15 protein-coding genes are annotated in these 17,013 nt (G+C 40.8%); 8 read left to right on the top strand and 7 right to left on the bottom strand.

The genetic code is table 11. From position 1 onward, the window contains the following. Positions 1-268: 268 nt before the first annotated feature. The 5 genes from AN944_RS05670 (at position 269) to AN944_RS05690 (ending at position 8,511) form a co-directional block, all read left to right on the top strand. The gene (locus AN944_RS05670) at positions 269-1,321 is read left to right on the top strand and encodes a hypothetical protein (RefSeq protein WP_055023636.1); all 1,053 of its coding nucleotides are present in this window, start codon (positions 269-271) and stop codon (positions 1,319-1,321) included. A 34-nt stretch (positions 1,322-1,355) separates the two neighbouring features. Further along, entirely contained in the window at positions 1,356-4,484 is a 3,129-nt protein-coding gene (locus tag AN944_RS05675) for an ExeM/NucH family extracellular endonuclease (RefSeq protein WP_055023637.1), read from the top strand. 67 nt (positions 4,485-4,551) lie between these two features. Further along, a complete protein-coding gene (locus AN944_RS05680) occupies positions 4,552-7,155 on the top strand; it encodes an endonuclease (RefSeq protein ID WP_055023638.1) in 2,604 nt (867 codons plus the stop codon). Between the two features lie 235 nt (positions 7,156-7,390). Further along, on the top strand, positions 7,391-7,627 hold the full coding sequence (locus tag AN944_RS05685; protein WP_055023639.1) for a hypothetical protein: 237 nt from the start codon (positions 7,391-7,393) through the stop codon (positions 7,625-7,627). 206 nt (positions 7,628-7,833) lie between these two features. Beyond that, a complete protein-coding gene (locus AN944_RS05690) occupies positions 7,834-8,511 on the top strand; it encodes a Type 1 glutamine amidotransferase-like domain-containing protein (protein WP_055023640.1) in 678 nt (225 codons plus the stop codon). A 54-nt stretch (positions 8,512-8,565) separates the two neighbouring features. Here the strand turns inward: AN944_RS05690 and AN944_RS05695 are convergent, their stop codons facing one another. Continuing rightward, positions 8,566-9,135, bottom strand: a complete 570-nt coding sequence (locus AN944_RS05695; RefSeq protein ID WP_200913362.1) for a LemA family protein — start codon at positions 9,133-9,135, stop codon at positions 8,566-8,568. Positions 9,136-9,156: 21 nt separating this feature from the next. Continuing rightward, positions 9,157-10,218: a DUF3137 domain-containing protein gene (locus tag AN944_RS05700; RefSeq protein ID WP_055023641.1), complete on the bottom strand. Its 1,062-nt coding sequence runs from the start codon at positions 10,216-10,218 to the stop codon at positions 9,157-9,159. A gap of 141 nt (positions 10,219-10,359) precedes the next feature. Here AN944_RS05700 and AN944_RS05705 point away from each other — a divergent pair, with 141 nt between their 5' ends. The 3 genes from AN944_RS05705 (at position 10,360) to AN944_RS05715 (ending at position 11,651) form a co-directional block, all read left to right on the top strand. Then, entirely contained in the window at positions 10,360-10,755 is a 396-nt protein-coding gene (locus tag AN944_RS05705) for a VOC family protein (RefSeq protein WP_055023642.1), read from the top strand. Between the two features lie 67 nt (positions 10,756-10,822). After that, positions 10,823-11,290, top strand: a complete 468-nt coding sequence (gene ybaK / locus AN944_RS05710) for a Cys-tRNA(Pro) deacylase (protein ID WP_055023643.1) — start codon at positions 10,823-10,825, stop codon at positions 11,288-11,290. Between the two features lie 73 nt (positions 11,291-11,363). Further along, the gene (locus AN944_RS05715) at positions 11,364-11,651 is read left to right on the top strand and encodes a hypothetical protein (protein ID WP_055023644.1); all 288 of its coding nucleotides are present in this window, start codon (positions 11,364-11,366) and stop codon (positions 11,649-11,651) included. Between the two features lie 203 nt (positions 11,652-11,854). Here AN944_RS05715 and AN944_RS05720 read toward each other — a convergent pair whose 3' ends face one another. From AN944_RS05720 to bla, 5 genes are all read right to left on the bottom strand, one after another. Then, positions 11,855-12,916 carry a DUF4339 domain-containing protein gene (locus AN944_RS05720; RefSeq protein WP_055023645.1) on the bottom strand — a complete coding sequence of 354 codons (1,062 nt, stop codon included), beginning with the start codon at positions 12,914-12,916 and terminating at the stop codon, positions 11,855-11,857. A gap of 82 nt (positions 12,917-12,998) precedes the next feature. Further along, complete coding sequence (locus tag AN944_RS05725) at positions 12,999-13,418, bottom strand: GYF domain-containing protein (RefSeq protein ID WP_055023646.1); 420 nt, start codon at positions 13,416-13,418, stop codon at positions 12,999-13,001. 259 nt (positions 13,419-13,677) lie between these two features. After that, on the bottom strand, positions 13,678-15,381 hold the full coding sequence (locus AN944_RS05730) for an RluA family pseudouridine synthase (RefSeq protein ID WP_055023647.1): 1,704 nt from the start codon (positions 15,379-15,381) through the stop codon (positions 13,678-13,680). Between the two features lie 319 nt (positions 15,382-15,700). After that, complete coding sequence (locus tag AN944_RS05735; RefSeq protein ID WP_055023648.1) at positions 15,701-16,078, bottom strand: VOC family protein; 378 nt, start codon at positions 16,076-16,078, stop codon at positions 15,701-15,703. 47 nt (positions 16,079-16,125) lie between these two features. Beyond that, positions 16,126-16,956 (bottom strand): subclass B1 metallo-beta-lactamase, encoded by an 831-nt coding sequence (gene bla / locus AN944_RS05740; protein ID WP_082419923.1) that lies wholly within the window; start codon positions 16,954-16,956, stop codon positions 16,126-16,128. Positions 16,957-17,013: the final 57 nt, after the last annotated feature.

Raw genomic sequence — 17,013 nt, forward strand, 5'->3', positions numbered from 1 at the left:
TTTTTGTTCAATTCATTCCAGCTTTTTACAAGTTAATATTAACTGGTTATTAACAAATCGAGTGTTAACAGTGTTAATTCACCTCTGTTTTTGCTTGGTTTACATTTCTTTGAATATCTTTTGTTCGGTTTTTATTAATAAGTTTTTTAAATATGAAAACGCTTCCAATATGTTCATCGTCAATAAGTCAACCTCACACAAATAATAAATAAGTCAGAATTCAGCCTTCAAATGAAGTCACTGAAGTTTACTAATGGAAATAAACGCGATGCTTAAAAAAACAACAGTTGCAATCGCATTAGCCTCTTTGTTTTGTATGACAACTGCCAGTGCAGTGACATTACAACAAGAGGACAATGGGGATTACCTTGACCTTTATGGTGAAGTGGGTGTTGGTGGCCATTTTGGTACTAATTCAGATTACAACCATGACGAGTTTTATGACACCAAAGGGTATGTTGATGACAGTTTTGCAACCTTGGGAGTAAAAGGACAGCGCTCAAACTACATATACAGATTGGAGTTGGATTATCAACGTCGCAATTGGCTAGGTGGTGACGGCGAATTTGAACTTGCTATCGACAAAATGTATGTCGGTTATATGTTTGATGATCATCATTGGATTGAACTTGGTTTAACGGATACCGCTTTTGATGAATACGATCATTTCGGTGATTTTACATTTAATAAGTCTGTTGAAACTGGTGAAGCGGGCGATCAAGAAAACACGGTTAAGTACGAAGCTAAGTTCGATCATCTGCTTTACGGCGTTTCTTATTCTTATGAAGGAAAGCATAAGAATGGTTCACCTCAAGGTGACATTGTAAATGGCTACGTCGGTTGGATGTCAGACATTGTTTCTGTTGTTGCTGGTGTTGAAGCGCGTGGCGGTTCAGAAGGTGAATCTAAGTATGGCGAACAGCAATTATTTGGTCTTGGGATGCGTGTTCAAGTGACCTCTGATATTGCATTAGGCTTAAATGGTTTTATTGAAGATGAAGATCTTGCAACACGTAAAAGTGGCGATGTGTATCTCGCTTATGAAACGTTCCGCAATTATGGCCTCACGTTAAGCGGTAAATACCAACTGAATGAATCTTGGGAATTTATAGCTTCAGCTAACCATGAAGAGTATGAGAGTTGGGATGTTGAAAGCCCGAACTATGACTTCACGGAATTACCCGCTGAATATGGCAAAGATCGTCGCTGGGCAAGCGTAGGTTTTAATTACCGCCCAGCAAGAGACATTGTGTTGTCTGTTGAAGGTCGTGTAGGCGAAGCGCCAGAAGCCGGCTATGCATACGTACGCATGTACTTCTAGTTTCATTTTCAGTTAAACAATTATCGAGTTTACTATGAAGAAAAGTTTCCTTTCACTGGCAATCGCCAGTGTCATCAGTGTAGGTGCCAACGCTGGCGTCAACGATCTACTGATCACCGAAATGGTGCAAAAAAATTATGGCGCTGAAGTTGGCTCTGTAGAAATTACGAATACTCACGCAACTGAATCTTTCACTTTTACCGATGAAACTGCCGCATTTATGTGGGGTAATGGTAAATACGAAAATCAAATGTTAACAGCTGAAGGTGAGCCGCTATTAACCGGTATCACAGTTGAAGCGGGTAAATCTGTTGTTGTACTTAATTCGGCTGCGAGTGACGAGTACAAACAAATCATTACTGATAATGGCGGAGCGTTCGTTATTGGTGAAGGTAATGGTAACTACAGTGATTTTTACTTAAGCGGTAATGACGGTTTTTATATTAAAAACGGTGATGTGATTATTGACCGAGTTGGCGCTGCGGATAATACAAGCGTATGGGCTGAAGACACAACTTTACGTCGTCGCCAAGACAGTGAAGGCAATGCGCCAGCTCCGTCAAGTGACTTTGATGCATCGCAGTGGGAAGTGATTACGCCACTGGATATGAGCACAGTTGGTGCGCCAAATCTTGCTGAATCATATGTTCCATTCGTATGTGAAAACTTAACCCGCATCAGTGACATTCAAGGTACTGGTGGCGAGTCTCCACTAAAAGGTGAAGCGGTTGCAGTGCAAGGTGTGGTAACTGCTGTTGTTGACCTACCTAAGAAAGGTTTCTATCTACGCGATGAAGTTGCAGATGGTAATCCATTAACGTCTGACGGTATTTTTGTTGAAAGTGGCAGCGCTGATAGCCAACTTGTCGGCCGCACCGTTTGTTTAGGTAGTGATGTTGCTGAAAGTTATGGTCAAACTCAGTTAAGTGCCGAAAACTGGGAAATCACTAACAGTGACTTTACTGCGACTGTTGCTACAGATATCGAAATACTCGATTCTGATGGTGGTTCTTTTGAAACCACATTAGCACGCTACGAAGGCATGGTGGTTAATTTACCAGAAGACTTGAATCCTCAACAAGAGGGTAATCAAGACATGCGTGTTTCTCGTAGTTTCAGCTTTAACTACGACAGTTTCCGCAACAATATGACGTTGGCTTATATGCGTCCTAACATGCAGCCAAATCAGTTAAATGTTGCTGGTACACCTGAGTCGATTGCAGCTGCAGCGCAAAATAATGACTATCGCTTAGTGATTGAAAGCGCGACACAGGCAAGTAATGACAATATCCCTTATTACCCTAATTTTTCAGTTGCACCTGAAAATAATTACATTCGCATTGATGACAGTGTAGTGGGTATGGAAGGTGTGATTAGTTACAGCTACGGCGACTACACCTTAACAGTTACCAATGAGCTAACGAGCAATAACTTTGTTCACAACCTGCCAAGAACTGATAGCCCTGATATTGATGAAACAGTAGCCGATGATGAATTTGCTATTCGTATCGCAAGTCAAAACCTATTCAATTACTTTAATTCGCCATTTGGCGGTGATCAAAACCAATTCGGCCAAAGCCGTGGTGCTGATACCTACAATGAATTCATCCAACAGAAAACTAAGTTAGTTGAAGCTATTCGTGCACTCGATGCTGACGTTGTTGGTTTGATGGAAATTGAAAACAATGGTTATGGACTAAAAAGTGCGATTGCAGATTTAGTCAATGAAGTTAACGTTTACTATAACGATGAGTATGCCGATAACTTTGATAAGCCTTACTCAACAGAGAACCGTTATGTGTTTGTTGGTTTCGACCACAACGGTAACCAAATGCTTGATGAGTTAGATGCTTTAGGTTCTGATGCAATTGCAACGGGTATTATTTATCGCCCAAGCAAGCTGAGTATTGAACGCACACGAGTTGTGACAATGCCACAACAAAAAGCGCCTACCATTGTTAATGACAACAACGAAGTCATCAAGGACAACAACGATGAGATCCTAGAAAGTGGTCAAAACTATCATCGTGATGCGCTAGTTGTCACCTTCATGGTAAACCAAACAGGTAAGCGTTTAACCTTAGCGGTTAATCACTTTAAATCTAAAGGGTCAACCTGTTGGGAAGACTGGCAAGGTGTTGAGTTTGGTGATGCCACTAAATGGACTGATGATGCGCCAGATCTTGATTACCAAGGTTCGTGTTCTGAGTTCCGTATTTCTGGTGCAGTACATTTAGCTGAAGAGTTAAAGTCTGTTGAAGGCGATAGCATCATCTTAGGTGATTTGAATGCTTACGCTAAAGAGGATCCGTTACTGGTTCTGACCGAAAATCCACGTAATAAAGCCTTGATGACAGCAAGCCATACTTTTGTTGGTACTAAGCCGCAATTTAATAGCGATGGGTCACCTGTGGCAATTACACAAAGCTACGGTTACATCGATATTATTTCTAAAGTCTTTGAAGAAAAAGGCAAAACACCTTGGAGTTATTCTTATAACGACGAAGTGGGCTCATTAGATCACATCTTAATTTCTCCATCGCTTGAAGATCGTGTGATTGATGCATCGGATTGGCACATTAATGCTGCTGAATCTAGCTTGTACGATTACAACAATGAATACAAAGGCGACTACGATAACGAGTACAACAAGTTTTATGCCGAAGATCACTTCCGCTCGTCGGATCATGATCCAGCGCTTGTGACACTAAGTTATTTACCGGGTGAAGCTGACTCAAGCACGCCTATCTATCTAACCAAGCTTAATAAGTTGATTAAAGTGCCATATCAGATCCCTGAAGCTGCAGGGGCTATGGCGGGTGATATCGCTAAGATTAAGCTCACACCAAAAGATGATGAAGCTAAATTAGACATGAGCCAATTGGTTGAACCGAATGTGGTATTAACTCAAGACGGCGAAACCTTGGTGAACTTCGAAGTGTTTGGTGCTCCATCTGCTCGTTTCACTGCCAAGGTGACACTGGAACGTGACGGAACAGTGGTTGATGGTTCTACGGTTTCATTAGATATCGAAGTCGCAAGTCGTGATGCATTAGTGGCTGATATCAAAGAAGAAAAACATGATGGCAGCGGCGGTAGCACCGGACTTATCAGTCTACTGAGTCTGTTGGGATTATCGGCATTACGTCGCCGTAATCGTTAATAAGTTCAACCCCAAAGTGAGGTGTTAGCGCTAGCTGCACCTCACTTTCTAATAAAAAGATACGACTATGAATAATAAAATTAACGCAGTCGCAAAAGCAGTTACCCTACTGTTAGCTGCAGCGTCAACAGCTGCCAATGCTGATCTTGTCATTACCGAGTATGTTGAAGGTGGTGGTAGTAATAAAGCTGTTGAAATTTCAAACTTAGGCACGAGTGCAGTAGATTTAGATGCTGCTCAATACGCGATTACACTTTACTCGAATGGCTCAACTGAAGCGGGTAACTCGTCAATTCTCACCGGTACATTAGCTGCTGGCAGTAGTATTGTTTACCACAATGGCAGTGCCGATGACGCTTTTAAAGTGGGTATTGAATCAACTGTAACCTACTTTAATGGTGACGATGCGTTATTGCTGACAAAAGACGGCGCCATTATTGACCGTTTTGGCAAGCTTGGCGAAGACCCAGGTTCTGAATGGACCGATGCAAACGATGCTAACTTTTCGACTAAAGATAAAACGTTAAGACGCAAAGCTAGTATCACTACAGGTGATACCAATGCCTCAGCTGATTTTCCGGGTACTGATAACCAGTGGCTAGTATTCGATAAAGACACCAGTGATGGCTTAGGTTGCCCTGGTGAAGGTGCTTGTACTGCTGAACCTGGTGTATTAATCATTACCGAATACGTAGAAGGTGGTGGCAATAATAAAGCTGTTGAATTATCTAACGTAGGTGGCAGTGCAATTGATTTAGATGCTGCTGTATACACGTTAAGTTTATATGGCAATGGCAGCACTGATGCGGGTAATACCGAAACACTAACAGGTATGCTGGCTGCTGGTGAAAGCATTGTTTTCCATAACAGCAGTGCCGATGACGCATTCAAAGTGGGCACGGCTTCAACTGTTACTTATTTTAATGGTGATGATGCACTGGTTCTTTATAAAGATGATGTGGTTATCGACCGTTTAGGTAAGTTAGGTGAAGATCCTGGTTCTGAATGGACGGATCCGAACGATGCAAACTTTTCGACAAAAGATAAAACGCTACGTCGCAAAGACAGTGTCACCGCTGGTGATACTGATGCAACAGCAGCATTTCCTGGTGATAACAATCAGTGGGTGACATTTGATAAGGACACTGCTGATGGCCTAGGTTGTGCTGGGGAAAGTGCATGTGGCGAAACGCCAGTTGAGCCAGACCCAGATACGCCTTGCTCAGGTTGTGAAGAGTTAACTCCTGTTGCAGACCCAAGCACCTTTGACGGTAACGTTTATTATACTAACGTGCTGACGGGGAGTTTTGATGATGCTGAAGCAATGAAAAATGCCATTTCTGTTGCCATTACAGCAGGTCATCAACAGCTAACTTACAAGCAAGTTTGGACTGCACTGTCTTATTCTGATGAAGATCCTGCTAACAGCAGTAATGTTATTGAGCTTTACACTGGCCTATCTGTGTCTAAGCAAAATAATGGCGGCAATACCAGTGACTGGAACCGTGAACACGTTTGGGCTAAAAGCCATGGATTCCCAAGTGAGTCGCAATTAGGTTACACCGATGCGCACCATTTACGTCCAACGAATGTAAAGGTAAACTCAACTCGCAGTAACTATGACTTTAATGAGTGTAGCGATACTGGAACTGAGGTGGCTGACGCTCCAGGCAATTACCTAGATACTGCGGCACGTTGTTTTGAGCCTCGCGATCAAGTTAAAGGTGATGTCGCACGTATGATCCTTTACATGGATACACGTTACCAAGGCAATGACAGTAACATGCCTGACTTAGTTGCAGTGGATCGCATCACTACGGCTGATGAAGTCAGTAATAACGACCCACTGCATGGCAAGCTATGTACACTTTATGCTTGGCATCAACAAGATCCAGTTGATGCAGCTGATACACAGCGTAATGATGCCGTGTATAAGTATCAAGGAAACCGTAACCCATACATTGATTACCCAGAGTGGGTTCAACAAGTTTATGGTGACCAATGTGGTGATCCAGCTAATCCGAGCTTAGATGTTGACGTAATTATCGATGCACCAGAGCAAGTGAACGAAGCTGAAACACTGGTTATTGATGCATCAGCTACGGTTGCTGAAGATGGTTCAGAGCTTAGCTTCAGTTGGGAGCAAACAGCTGGACCAGCGTTAACCTTTGATGGCACTAAGGCTATATTATCTGTAACCGCACCAGAGGTGACAGCAGATACAGCAATAGCGTTTACTTTAACGGTCAGTGACGGTGTACTGGATAAAACTCAAGTGGTTAATGTGTCTGTTATCAATGTGCCATTAGCTTTTGATGTTAGCTTTAGTGGTAACACTGAACTAAATGAAGGTGAAAGCACGACGATTACTGCTGCTATAGCTGATGAGCCTGAAGGGTTAACATACACGTGGAAGCAAGTGTCAGGTGCCGCTGCTGAGTACAGTGCAGATGGTTTAGTATTAACGGTAAACTCCCCTGAAGTTTCTGTTGATCAATCGCTTGTATTTGAACTTGTGATTAGCGATGGTGAAGAGCAAGTGACATCTTCAGTTAGTGTAAATGTTAGCAACACTTTAGAAGATGGTTGGAGCAAACCAGAAGGCGCCGGTAGTTTGGGTGCTGGTTTACTGATGCTGCTACCGTTACTTTGGCGTCGTCGTCAATCATAAGCGTTTGTCTTGATTCATGGCGTAACCATTAATATGAGTTAGTCATAGTATTTAGTTTTATAAAATGAGTGACTAACTCACATAAAACCAGCTGAGCATAGAGTTGCACAGCTGGTTTTTTTATTGCTAAATTCAGTGTTGTTATTGATATGGATTGCAATAGTGCGTTATCTACATAATAGTAATTTGTAGGCTTGTTTTATGCTGTTTACTGGTGTGATATTAGGGATAAGTGATGAAAACAATGACATGTAAGCAATTAGGCGGCGCTTGTGATGAGCGTTTTCAAGCTGACAATTTTGAACAAATACAAACCTTGAGTCAGGCGCATGGAAAGCTGATGTTTCAGCAGCAAGAGCCTGCACATATTCAGGCGATGACGGCAATGTCTGATTTAATGCAAAACCCATCAGCATTACAGGCTTTTATGGAAGAGAAACGGGCTTTATTCGAATCGTTACCTAATGATTAATTAGTTGAATAAAGGCAACTACGAGGGGGATGGGGAAACACGACTAAGTGCTAATTATTAGTGCTAGTTACTAGTTTTAGTTACTCTTTTTAGTTATTAGCTTTAGTTATCAGCTTTAGTTATTAACTTTAGTCACTCGCTATGAGCCAGTAACTACCTAAGCAAACACCCAATCGTTCAAATCACAAAAATAGAAAGGATTCATAGTGAATGTAGCGCTATTAAGTCATACCGATACCGCCAATGCGAGCAAGGCATTAAGGTATTTTATCAATGGACTTTCAAACGATTTAAAATCACTACCTGTGGTTTATATCGCTTCAGAACCTGATGCACAAAGGCAATTTTTTAATCCTATTGCCGATTGTTATCGTCAACTTGGGTTTAATACTGTTCAGTATGTGGAACTAGAGCAGGACTTTGATGCTCAAGCAACGTTAAAGGTTTTAAGAGCGGCTGGTTTGGTTCATTTATCGGGTGGCGATACGTTTCGATTTCTATATTGGCTAAAGCAACGAGGGCTTGATAAACAGCTTTATCATTTAGCTGAAAATGGCTTACCGATTGTTGGAGTCAGTGCTGGTGCAATGATATTGACGCCAGATATCAGTAGCGCCATATTATGTGGCGATACAAATTCAATTGGGTTAGCTAACACATCAGCGCTTAATATAGTGCCTTTTCAATTTGTACCACACGTTAAAAACCCGCAAGAACCCACTGCTCAAATAATGGATTTTGTTGCCCATACCCAACAAGACTTATTATTGTGTTCAGATGATGATGCGGTAGTACTTCACAGTGGCTTGTTAATGACTGAATCTAGCTTAATACCAAAAAACATACATTACTTCGGCCAACCTAATTTAGTACAGCAAGCCTAAAAAAGTGGGGCATTAAGCCCCACTAACATGATATTTATGGCTTGCTAATATGGCCTAAAACTTAGGTTTATATTCAAAAGCTGCTTGGGCTTTAGTGTCAGTAAATACTTCAATAACCTGCTTTTTGTTAAACAAGCTGTTGACGATATTGTTAGGGAAAGCTTGAATACAGTTATTAAAATTAGCCACATTTTGGTTAAAAATACGCACTGCAGCACCGACATTTTCTTCTTGCTCAGTAATTTCCCCCATAAACTTGGCGAAAGACTCAGAGGCTTTAAGTTCTGGGTATGCTTCCACAGCGACATTGATGCCTTTGATTAATTCTTGTGATGCTTTATCAACCTGGCTTTGCAGTTTCGGGTCAATATTATTATCTTGCAGCGCATTAATACCTTGACGTAATGCGGTGATTTTAGGCAGCAAATCACTTTCGTAATCTTTGTGCTCTTGCAGAACACGATCAAGCTCAGGGATGATTCGGCTACGTTGTCTTTCTTGCGTTAACACATCAGCCCAACCGCGTTGCACAGCGTTATGCTCTTTAACAATGGCATTGTAAATGGTGAGCATAATAATCGCGATAACAACAATGACGGCTAATATCACATACGACATTTCCATATTGGTTCCTTATTTCCTAGGTTAGGTTGTGTGTTTAATGATTTGGTTAACGAAGCCAAAGATACTATTCACTGTGAACAGAGAAGTGTCATTAAGCAACTCTTGTTTAAATTTTTCTGGTTCAGTGATGTCATAATTCATAGCAGGATTGAGTAAGTTAGTATTGTGTTGATTAATTAATAAGCTTCCATCATGAGCAAATTCAATGGTGAGATTTTTTAGCTTATTATTGAGTTGTTCACATGCCACTACGACAGCAGGCTCCAGAAACTTAGCCGCATCGAACTCAGATTGTGCTTGAACATGGAAGGCTTTTTCAAACTCTCTTGATGCAGGCATAAAGCGTTGTGACCAGCGTTTTGATAATCTCGACTCACTCATCACTAGGTGGGTGGTTTTATTGATAGGTGGAATGATGACACCTTGTCGATAGTAATGATCGTATACGGTTCTAGTACGTGTTCGAGTGCCACCTTTACCGTCAGATTCAGTATAGGTTTCAGTTCTTCTATCTACATAATGATGATAAACCACAGATGCTCGGATTAACCCGCTTTCTGCATGAAAATCAATTTCTTTACCCCATTCTACTTTTTGTGAGTAATTACCTCGATTAAAGTCGACAAACTTGTTTTCTGCATCCTTTAAAAAACTGCCATCGCAATCTCGCATATTGTATAGGTGTTTTAAGGTTTCGTCCCTTATCAGGGTTGAGACTTTTTTAATTTGGCTGCGGCGGTTAAAAAACTGCCAAATTGGTATAATTAGTGTGATGATACAGACTGCGAAAACGGCATAATCCAGGTCAGTATAGCGGTAGTAATAAGTTAACTGCTCTAGGTAAAACCAATATCCAATCCCGCTAAATAAGGCTATAGCGATAACAATGAATAAGTTAGTATTGTTATAAGACAATTGGTTTGGGTAATGAATTGCTGTATCTAATGCGTCTTTAATGACATCAATAGAGCTTGAGTGGCTAACTTGGCTTTTGAGTTGCTTTAAAAATTGACTTAGAGATTGGTTATTTGCAGGCTTCTCAGTGGTATTTTTAGGCGTATCGACTGGCGACTCTTGAGGCATTTGACATCCTTGTAGAATTTAATATCCATATATTACTCAGCCATTTTAAACTGTAAAGTATTGTTTTATATAAATTTGAGATACATTCGTTTACAAAACGCTACCCTTGCCAATTCATCTATTTATTTTAAAGGACAGTCAATGCCAAAGCTTCAATCATTTGACCATATCCATATTTACGTTAAGAATCGACAACAAGCAGTGAAATGGTATCAAGCGGTTTTAGGTTTCTCTGTTGTTGAGTCATTGGCGTTTTGGGCTGTTGATAAAGGGCCATTAGTGGTTGCACATGAGGATTTGCATTTAGCTTTATTTGAATCTGAACTTCAAAAAAGAACCACGGTCGCTTTTGGTGTTGATGCGGCAAACTTTTTATTATGGCAACAACATTTAACTACTCATGAAGTGACATTTGTGGTGAGCGACCATGATATTTCATGGTCGCTTTATTTTAGCGATCCTGATGGAAACCCATTTGAGATTACAACTTTTGACTATGAAAACGTCGTCAATAACACCTCTGCTAAAAAAGAGTGATAAATCAGATTAGCCACTAAGTTACGTCAGTCCAATTAGCGAGTAAGGTAAAAGCGTAGAGGAATACATGACCCCTGCAATTAATTTATTGGAAAGAGAAGGGATTAGTCATCAAGTGCTTAGCTATCAACATGAAGCTAGTGCACAGTCATATGGCGACGAAGCGGTAACTAAGTTAAACCTGTGTGCTGAGCAAGTTTTTAAAACCTTGGTGGTGCAGTTAGATAATGGAACATTAGCTGTCGCTATTACGCCCGTTTCTTCAAAGCTTAATTTAAAACAAATGGCTAAGAGTGTTAGGGTTAAAAAAGTTGTGATGGCAGATAAGCAACGGGTTGAGAAAACCACAGGTTATGTCCTAGGTGGGGTAAGCCCGTTAGGGCAAAAGAAGCGATTACCGACTGTGATTGATGTGAGCGCTGAACAATTTGATGTCATTTATGTCAGTGCAGGTAAGCGCGGTCTAGAAATCGGTTTATCGCCAATATCACTTTGTGCGTTAACTCAAGGTTCTTTTGCGAGTATCACGCAATAATCGTTATGTTATTACAATAGCTTGAAAGATTTTTAATCGCCAAATGGCAGTGCTTTACTTTTAGGAATGGAATATGAATTTAGATAAATCAAGAAAGAGAATCGCTAAAAAAGTAAAAGCAGGTTTTAAAGGTTATCCGCAAGTTAATATCATCTATCAGGGGAAAACCCAAGATATCGCTGACGAAGTGATAATTGAGTTTGTATTAGATGAAGGAGCTGAGCCGCAGCAGCAATCTTTTAAGAGTAAAGTCGATGTAAGAGAAGATGAGGTGATTCAAACCACACTGGTTAAGATTATCGATCGTGCTGATGCCAAAACGGTAACAGAGGCGTCAAGGTTGATTGCTGCTAACACTTGATCGTTAATGCTCAATTGATTACATAAAGCCAATGGAAATATGTTATCCGTTGATAAAGTCGCTAAATGGCAATATTGAACAATAAAAAAGGCTTATCGTTTAGATAAGCCTTTTTTCAATCAATTCATTTAGCATTTTACAAAGTAAAACTTAGAAACTAGCGCCGCTCTGATATGCAGAGCAATGCCATATTTAGCTAAGTATTAAGAAGCAATGTAATGAGTGCGTCTTCTACGACGTCTCATTCTACCTTCTTTATCACCATCGTCCGATTCGTTATTAGAATCGTTTGCTGAATCATTAACTGCAGTTTCACCAGATTTTTTGGTCTTAGCGGTAGCTTCGTTACTTTGCGCCAGTTGAGCTACATCATCCGGCGTTTCGGACTTTTTTTCATTTCTCTTAGTGTCCCCCTTGAAGACGGACTTGATGATGCTTGTTACGCCATTAATGCCGGCTGCATCTTCAGCTTGCTTGTCTTCAGAGATATCTTCAGAGAATTCAATTTTGTCAATTTTTGGTTTTGCTTTCTTCGGAGATACGGCTACCGGGTCAAGGCTTTTTGCTGCACTTACTGTATTAGCGGCTGTAAGCTCTTCTGCTGCAGAGTCTTCCGCGGCTGATTTAAGCATACTTTCTGCCAGTGCTTTTTGAATTTGATTACTGATTTCAGAAACATTGTCAGGAGAAAGGCTAGAGCTTGATGCTTTCTCTGGCGCAGGTGCTGCTGGTGCTACAATTGGCGCACTTACTGGGCTATTCGTATTCTCAGCAGCTTGCTTAGCAACGCGTTGATTGAAGTCAGTAGTGACCTCATTAACTTCAGTCTTGGCAATTGATAATGCAGAAATTAGCTCATCAAATGACCCTTTGAAAGAGTTGTACTTGCTTTCAAAAGGATCAATATTTGATTTAACTTCATCAGTTAAGTTAATTGTCAGTTTTTTGTATGTGTTAATTTCCTGCTCAAACTCAACCAGCACGCCTTGAGTTGCTGCCACGCTTTCTTCCATGCTCGCGACTTTAACTTGAAGTGCTTTTTCCTTGGCAGTAAATTCTTCAATAAGATCTTGAGGAATCAATGCTGGCGGTGTGATGACAGGCACAAGGTGGGCAAATTCTTTAATGCAACTTACCGGCTTCCACTGTGTGAATGAAGGGTGCCAACCGTAACAGTTGCCATCTTTCATTAAAAATTCTTTTGCTTCAACTTCGTTTAACGGCCCTGTTACTTGACCATTCTTGGAAAAATACCATTTTTTCATAGTCGTATTCTTTTTATTTAGTTAACAACAATTGTTATATGCCACTCAGATTTAATCAGTTTTTAAGTCGGGTAAAACTTAATTAACTCACACCTGATAAGGTTTTCTGAAGAGCGGCATATTGTTCATTAACGCTACGAAGCGTCGCTTCTACTTTTTCATTCAACTCTTTTGTTGTGACCTTATAACGGCTTGAGTCACGTCCAATATCTGACATTGAAGAATTAATCGTTTTTAGCGTGGTGTCGATTCGGCCAAGGGCTGAATTCAACTCACGTTCCTTAGCGGTAAATCGCTCGATTAACTGTTGTGGGATCTCCGCAGGAGGCGGTGGCGGAGACACTGTAATATCAAATTCTTCAACGTGGCTAACTGGTACCCATTGGGCATAAGACGGGTGCCACGCATAAACATCAGGGTTCGATGCAATAAATTTATTCGAATCAGCTAAGCCTAACGGTCCGCTGATCTCACCATTATTTGAGAAATACCACTCTTTCATAGTCCACTCTTATCCTTAATCGTGTAGTAAGCTAAAGTTTTATGAATACAATCAACAGCTTTGGTGATTTCAAAATATAACGAAGGAAAACGTCAGCTTGCAGGGTTAAAAAAAATTAAACCGCATATCATACGAACTGGTTACATTAACCTATATTCGTTAACATATCTACTTCGAAATAGTTAAATTTTCAAGTTTTTATTGCTGGGTAATTTAGCAGGAGCTAACATTGTTTAAATGAGTGTTTTAAACGATTGTATTATTCGAAGTCGGCATTAACTTCAAATGTCATTGCTACATTGGTGTGTGGGTGGGTAATAGATAATAGTTGAGCGTGTAAATGTAACCGCTGTTCTGTTTTACCATATAAATCATCACCTAAAATTGGCATGTTTAATCCCAGATGATGTGCACAATGTACTCTTAATTGGTGGGTACGCCCAGTTTTAGGGTATAAATGTAATAAACTCTTGCCACTTTTTGTGGTGACTTTTTGCCAAAATGTCTCTGCGTGCTTCCCATGTTCATCACAGACGAGCTGTTTTGGGCGATCATCAAGATCTACCCTTAGAGGTAAGCTGATAGTGCCACTATCTTCGGTTACGTCACCGTCGATTTTTGCGATATAGCGCTTGGTGACTGTTCGAGCAATAAATTGTTGTACTAAGTGTTTATTAACCTCTTTTGATAACGCGATTACCATTAAGCCCGAAGTTGACATGTCTAACCGATGCACAATCAATGGTCCAGTTGCATTTGGAAAGCGTTGTTTCATTCTGCTGTATACCGAGTCAGTAATATTTTTACCTGGTACCGATAAGAAGTTAGCTGGCTTATTAACAATCACAATATAGGGATCTTGATATAAAATTGGCAGCTCAACCCCTTCGGCGGGATTGTTAAGTAATGGGTTTTCATCTACGTTCATACCATCAAGCATATGACCTAAAATAGGCCTACATTTGCCATGGCATGCAGGATAGTAGTTTTTATGTTGTTTGATTTCTGACTTGGGTGATTCGCCCCACCAAAACTCTGCCATCGTGATGGGAGTGAATTGTTGTTGAAAAGCATATTGTAGTAGTTTAGGCGCAGCGCATTCTCCTGCTGCCGCGGGTGGCTGCTGGTTAGGTGCATCTTTAAATATATGGGTTAAATCTCGGCTTTCACCACGTATATTTAAAAAACGATATTGGGCGAATAGTTTGTGTTGCAGTGTATTCGATACTTGCTTTCGCTGCTGTTTGATAGAATCAATTTGATTTGTCAGTGCGTCTAATTGCTGCTGCACCAAGCCACATTTGTGCTCCCAGCTTGCTTTAATGCTGTTGAGTTGATGCTTATCTTGTACGCTTTGTCGACTCAATTCTATCGACAGTGTTTTTTGCTCATCTTCCGTTAGATTGGTCAGACTACTGCGCTTTGTTTTACGAGTTTTACGATTCTCAATCATTTGCTGACGAAACTGTGCAATCTCTTGCTCGGCTTTTAACATCAGCAATTTAAGGTTTTCAGTCAAAGACGCAAGGTTAGGGTCGCTTTGTAAAACAGTCAGCTGATGACTTAATGTGTTGACTGCCTCATATTCCTCTTTAAAAAAGCTATCTTGGCTGAGCATGTCAAATACCGGTGGCACAAAATATGGAAGAATATTTTGGTCGGCGACTTTTCCTGAAAATGCGGCCAGAAACCCGAGTTGATTATGAGCATCTTTAACCACGAGAACCCCAAACATTTTGCCAATAACAGGCAATGATTGCAGCGCTTCAGGAGCATGACTTTGCGTCACTCCGAAGTTATGTTGCCAATCAGTCTGGTGCATCAAGTGTTGCTGAAGCTGCTCAGATGCCTTAATGGCTAGTGGGTGTGGCTGATAAAAAAATGGGAAGGTGAATTTTTCTGGTAAAGGGATATCAGCAACCGATTCGTTGAATTGGATGAAACGGGGATCGAGTTCAGACATGGATAACCTTTTACAGAATAAACATCAAAAGTATTGAGAAATAGTCAGGTACCATCATCGCTCATGCTCTCACTTATTAAGCGCAAACATTTTGTTCATTTAATAATAGAAAAATGAGTTTAACTATAACAATGACGGGCATTGTTAATTTTACCTTGAATGCAACACAAGTGCATCAGTTAACCATAGGATCATCAGTAATAGTGCTGATTGTATATCGATTGCCCAAGCTGATAAGAATATGGCGCCTCATAGGGCGCCATTAAAATGTATACCTCAGCATCATTAAGCTTACTTATGCCGTGAGCAGTTAAGAAGGTTAAGGACGATAAAGCACGCAAACTTTATTACCTGCAGGGTCTTTAAGGTAACCTAAATACAATTTAAAGTTTGGCCCCTGTCTGTAACCTGGAAGATCTTCACAACTTTCGCCCCCATTTGCCAAACCCGCAGCATGCCACTCGTCAGCTTGCTGTTCATTTTTCGCCGCAAAACCGATTGTTGAGCCATTACCATGACTGGCTGCTTCACCGTTAATTGGCTTGGTTAATGCAAAAACACCTGTATCAGTAAAATAGAAACAGCGGCCTTTTGCGTCAATTTGACCTGGTGCATGACCTAATGCTCCTAACGCAGCATCATAGAATTTTTTCGACTTCTCGATATCGTTTGCACCAATCATAATGTGACTGAACATGTGTATCTCCCTATAGATTTAATAGTAATAATTTACTGAGGTAATTGTTAATGCGCCGCATGTTGTTCAAGTAGCTTGATTGTGTGATTCAATAAATCACCTGTACCAATGTCACCATGACCTGGTAATACTTGTTCGCTATCGGCAAATTGAACTTGTAACTGCTTAATTGAGTTTGGCCAAGCAATCAGATCGGCTTCACCGTAGTAACCAAGGGTTTTACTCGAAAGGCTTTTAACTAAACAGCCTCCATAAAGCAGTTTTGATTCAGGGAACCAGACGACAAGATTATCGTGAGTGTGGCCAGCACCGACAAAGTAAACTTCGATTTTCTGGCTTAAAAAGTCGAACTGACCGGGCGTAAACTGTTGCTTTGTCTGTGGGCGGCCTGCTTTTTCTAATAGTTGGTTAGTGTGCGTCGATGCGTAAGTGTCAACGCCAATGCTATTGAGATAGCCCACACCTGCAGTTCTGTCCTCATGGGAATGAGTCGATACACTTGCTGTTAATGTTAAGCCTTGATGTTCAACCCATTGCACCAATTTAATTGTGTCTGCTTCACTCCAAGGAGTATCAATCAAGTAGGCATCTTTGCCATCGACAAAAATTAGCCCATTTGAGCCTACAAACCCAAACTGCTTGGTTTGCATGAAAGACTCATGCAGGTAAAGATTGTCTGATAATGCCGATATTGACAGTTCACCATGCTGGCTTGGTTTTAATGCTAAAGGCAACGTTGGATCTGAACCGTTAAGGGAGGCTGCATTTGCTTTAGTGGCCATTGTGGGCTGATTGACTTGTTCGGCGAAAGTGGGCTCTGCGAGTATTGAGCTAAGCAGGACAATCAATATTAGAATGCCATGGATAATTGGGGTCATAGTTAAAATGCCATTATTGATAACGCTTTATTAGCATGAAATAAAATGACCTTTAGC

Source organism: Shewanella sp. P1-14-1 (assembly GCF_001401775.1).
Lineage (GTDB): Bacteria > Pseudomonadota > Gammaproteobacteria > Enterobacterales > Shewanellaceae > Shewanella > Shewanella japonica.

Coding starts and splice junctions, on each gene's coding strand:
- AN944_RS05680 (WP_055023638.1), top strand. CDS start 4,552: ATGAATAATAAAATTAACGCAGTCGCAAAAGCAGTTACCCTACTGTTA.
- AN944_RS05670 (WP_055023636.1), top strand. CDS start 269: ATGCTTAAAAAAACAACAGTTGCAATCGCATTAGCCTCTTTGTTTTGT.
- bla (WP_082419923.1), bottom strand. CDS start 16,956: ATGACCCCAATTATCCATGGCATTCTAATATTGATTGTCCTGCTTAGC.
- AN944_RS05685 (WP_055023639.1), top strand. CDS start 7,391: ATGAAAACAATGACATGTAAGCAATTAGGCGGCGCTTGTGATGAGCGT.
- AN944_RS05730 (WP_055023647.1), bottom strand. CDS start 15,381: ATGTCTGAACTCGATCCCCGTTTCATCCAATTCAACGAATCGGTTGCT.
- AN944_RS05725 (WP_055023646.1), bottom strand. CDS start 13,418: ATGAAAGAGTGGTATTTCTCAAATAATGGTGAGATCAGCGGACCGTTA.
- AN944_RS05675 (WP_055023637.1), top strand. CDS start 1,356: ATGAAGAAAAGTTTCCTTTCACTGGCAATCGCCAGTGTCATCAGTGTA.
- AN944_RS05735 (WP_055023648.1), bottom strand. CDS start 16,078: ATGTTCAGTCACATTATGATTGGTGCAAACGATATCGAGAAGTCGAAA.
- AN944_RS05715 (WP_055023644.1), top strand. CDS start 11,364: ATGAATTTAGATAAATCAAGAAAGAGAATCGCTAAAAAAGTAAAAGCA.
- AN944_RS05720 (WP_055023645.1), bottom strand. CDS start 12,916: ATGAAAAAATGGTATTTTTCCAAGAATGGTCAAGTAACAGGGCCGTTA.
- ybaK (WP_055023643.1), top strand. CDS start 10,823: ATGACCCCTGCAATTAATTTATTGGAAAGAGAAGGGATTAGTCATCAA.
- AN944_RS05705 (WP_055023642.1), top strand. CDS start 10,360: ATGCCAAAGCTTCAATCATTTGACCATATCCATATTTACGTTAAGAAT.
- AN944_RS05695 (WP_200913362.1), bottom strand. CDS start 9,135: ATGGAAATGTCGTATGTGATATTAGCCGTCATTGTTGTTATCGCGATT.
- AN944_RS05700 (WP_055023641.1), bottom strand. CDS start 10,218: ATGCCTCAAGAGTCGCCAGTCGATACGCCTAAAAATACCACTGAGAAG.